Origin of the sequence: Arthrobacter sp. H41, assembly GCF_000520535.1 — a bacterium.
GTDB lineage: Bacteria > Actinomycetota > Actinomycetes > Actinomycetales > Micrococcaceae > Arthrobacter_D.
The window spans coordinates 1-2,783 of record NZ_AZRZ01000480.1 but is presented as its reverse complement, the minus strand read 5'-3'; the positions used below and the strand labels follow the sequence as shown (position 1 = coordinate 2,783).

4 protein-coding genes are annotated in these 2,783 nt (G+C 64.1%); all 4 read right to left on the bottom strand.

Annotated features, from left to right (window positions below):
* Positions 1-319: 319 nt before the first annotated feature.
* On the bottom strand, positions 320-574 hold the full coding sequence (locus Y705_RS0101630) for a CDGSH iron-sulfur domain-containing protein (protein ID WP_049822110.1): 255 nt from the start codon (positions 572-574) through the stop codon (positions 320-322).
* Complete coding sequence (locus tag Y705_RS0101625; protein ID WP_026531597.1) at positions 571-1,605, bottom strand: iron-containing redox enzyme family protein; 1,035 nt, start codon at positions 1,603-1,605, stop codon at positions 571-573. The genes Y705_RS0101630 and Y705_RS0101625 overlap by 4 nt, the downstream gene beginning before the upstream one ends.
* Before the next feature lie 134 nt (positions 1,606-1,739).
* Positions 1,740-2,201: a DUF4383 domain-containing protein gene (locus Y705_RS0101620; protein ID WP_026531596.1), complete on the bottom strand. Its 462-nt coding sequence runs from the start codon at positions 2,199-2,201 to the stop codon at positions 1,740-1,742.
* 16 nt (positions 2,202-2,217) lie between these two features.
* Positions 2,218-2,783: manganese catalase family protein (locus tag Y705_RS0101615; protein ID WP_026531595.1), on the bottom strand; the 566-nt coding region annotated here is incomplete at its 5' end.

Sequence of the window (2,783 nt, the reverse complement as noted above, 5' to 3'; positions counted from 1 at the left end):
ACCGGCACCCGCTCCAGCACCCGCACCCGCACCCGCTCCAGCACCCGCACCCGAGCCACCACCCGCACCCGCACCCGAGCCACCACCCGCACCTGAACCACCACCCGCACCTGAACCAGGACCAGCGCCTGAGGTCAGCCCTGAATGCACTGCACCGTCGGTCGATATCCCGGCGCCATTGCTCGACGCATTGGGTCGGGCTCTGGAACCACCACCCTGCGGTGGAACGCCTGCTCCAGAGGGCCCAGGGTTGCCGCTCCCGGTCGCTCCGGCCACCAAGGAACCCGCGGCTTGACCTTCGCGACGAGACTCGAAGTTGCTACGGCGTTGCCTTGAACCCGATCTGCTTGTGGGTTCCGTCGCAGTACGGCTTCAATCCCGACGCTCCGCAGCGGCATAAGGCAACAGTTTTGCGCCGTCGCGGGAGCGCGGCACCGTCGGGGTCCACGAGTTCGAAGTCGCCGCGCACCAGAAGCGGGCCGTCCGGGAAGGCCACGATCGACGCACCTGCCTCTTCCAGGGGGGGTGCGTCGTCGTCGGCCTGGGAACGGGCGTCACCCGGGATCCTGGTCATACCGTCGATGCCGCCCCGGAATGCAGGAGCGAAGTTCTCCCACCGGCCCAGGCATCCATGATCTGAACGGTCATGAGTTCGTCGACGTAGAGCGCCGCCGCGACTCCGAACAGGACGTCGCCCAGAAGTTCCGGTTCCGCTTCGACGAGGCCGCCCGCCATATCCCTTGCTGCGATCTGCTCGTGGACGGCGTCGGCCTCGACGTGTTCGTCGAAGTACTCGCGCGCGTCCTCGCTGTATCCATGGCGCTTGAAGCCCCGGGAATAGAGGCGGTTCGGCTGGGACGACGTCATTTCATAGGCAGCGAGGTGACCTACTGCGGCGCCGCGGAGGCGCCGACTCAGGCCGAAAAGCGACATCAGGTTATTCGAGGCGAGGGTGATGGCGGGAGTGGTGTCCAAATAGGCGCCATAGGTGTCATCAAGGTCCAGCTCGCGGAGTGTTTTCGCAAACAGTGCCGAGTGCATGCGCGCCGGGCGTCCGCCGCCATATTCGTCGGCCTGGATCTCGACCAGCGCCGCTTTAGCACGTCCGGCGATGCGCGGAATGGCGAAGGTGTGGGGATCAGCTTCCTTCAACTGATAGATGGATTTATTGATCAGGAACTCGCGCAGCTGCTCGTCGGTCGCCTCCTTCGCCACGAACCGGGACATGCTCGGCCCGCCGGCCTCACCTGTGATCCGAAAGAGCTCGGCAGCCACCGCTTCGCTCGTTGCCGCCGGCAGCTCGCTCAACGTAACCTCCCGCCGGAGCCGCTGTTCCATTGCCGCCGCGATTTTGCCCCTCGCCCCGATAAGGCTCGGGTTCCACTCCCAATCGGTGCTCGCACCGTCGATGCCGCTGTAGTGCAGTTCGTAGAGGCAGAACAGGGTCAGTTGCAGGTCGTCGTCGAAAAGGAGGTCCGGGGTGGATTCCAGTGCCTCGTCCACGGCGTCCGACAGCCCGGCGAGGGCCGCCCCTGCCGGTCCAGTGCCGGTGATGATGCCGAGAACCAGCTCACTGACGGGACCGCGTGCTGAAGGTTGCTTCATCAAACGCTCTTTCTGTTCGGCGTGATGCCCTGCCATCGGGGCCAGTACTAAGCTTACTTCGTTTCGGCACTGGACAGCGCTCGCTGGGAAGGACGGCCCGGTCAAAAGGGACTGCCGGCCGGTGAGCGTTGGGCCTACACCCGGTTTGCCGTGCGGTTGCTCTTCTTCGACAGGGCAAGTGCCAGGCCGATCATGCCGACACCCAGGAAGAGGTGAAGCCAGTTGTCGGCATTGTTGAGCGGCACGAAGTTCGCGGCGGACTCCATGTCGATGAACAGCCCGTACAGCCAGAGGACAAGATAGATCACGCCGCCGCCCAGGAGGAAGGCCCTCGAACCCGAGATGGACTTCGCCATTGCCAACCCGGCGACGCCGAACAACAGGTGGACGATGTTGTGCAGGATGGAGACCTGGAAGATGCCGAGCAGCATCGCCATGGATTCGTGTCCCGCGAATGACATCTGGTCGTAGTTGCTGGTGATTCCCGGAATGAACCCCAGGATACCGACGAGCAGGAAGACGGCACCCACGGCCTGCGCGGCCTTCTGGATCGTCGTCTTGCCGTGGTGGGTGGTGGTGTTGCCTGATGTTGTCATTTTCTTCTCCTTACGACTACTCGCGGTTCAGTTTGTCCTGGATTGTTCCCGCAGCCTTCTCCACGACATTGGGAAGCTCGGTGGTTCCATAGAAGCGCGCGTCCGGGTGGGTCGGTGGCGGCATCGGAGCCCTTGTCGTCGGACCATCGTGGTAGGAGAACTCGCCATACCCGTCCGGGGTCGGGCCGGAGGCCCAGCTGCCCTCGGACGCCGTCGGGCCGTCCGAGAAGTTGAGGTACTGGTAGGACACCGAGCGCTCTTCCTTCTTAAGTGGAAAGTTGCTCGGCACAGGCATCTGTTCGAGCTTTTCCTCCTGCAGTTCGCGCGCCGCTGCAATCCACTGGTTCTGGTGCATGGTGTCCCGGGCGAGAAGGAAGGACAGCATGTCCCGGATGCCGTGGTCGTCCGTCATGTGGTACAGCCGCGCGACCTGGAGGCGCCCCTGCATTTCGGCGTTTGCATTCGCGGTGAAGTCCGCGAGCAGGTTTCCGCTTGCCGTGATGTAACTGCCCTGCCAGGGGTTGCCCATACTGTCGAAGGGGCGGGCTCCCGCCCCGGCGACGATCGCCTGCTGCAGATCGG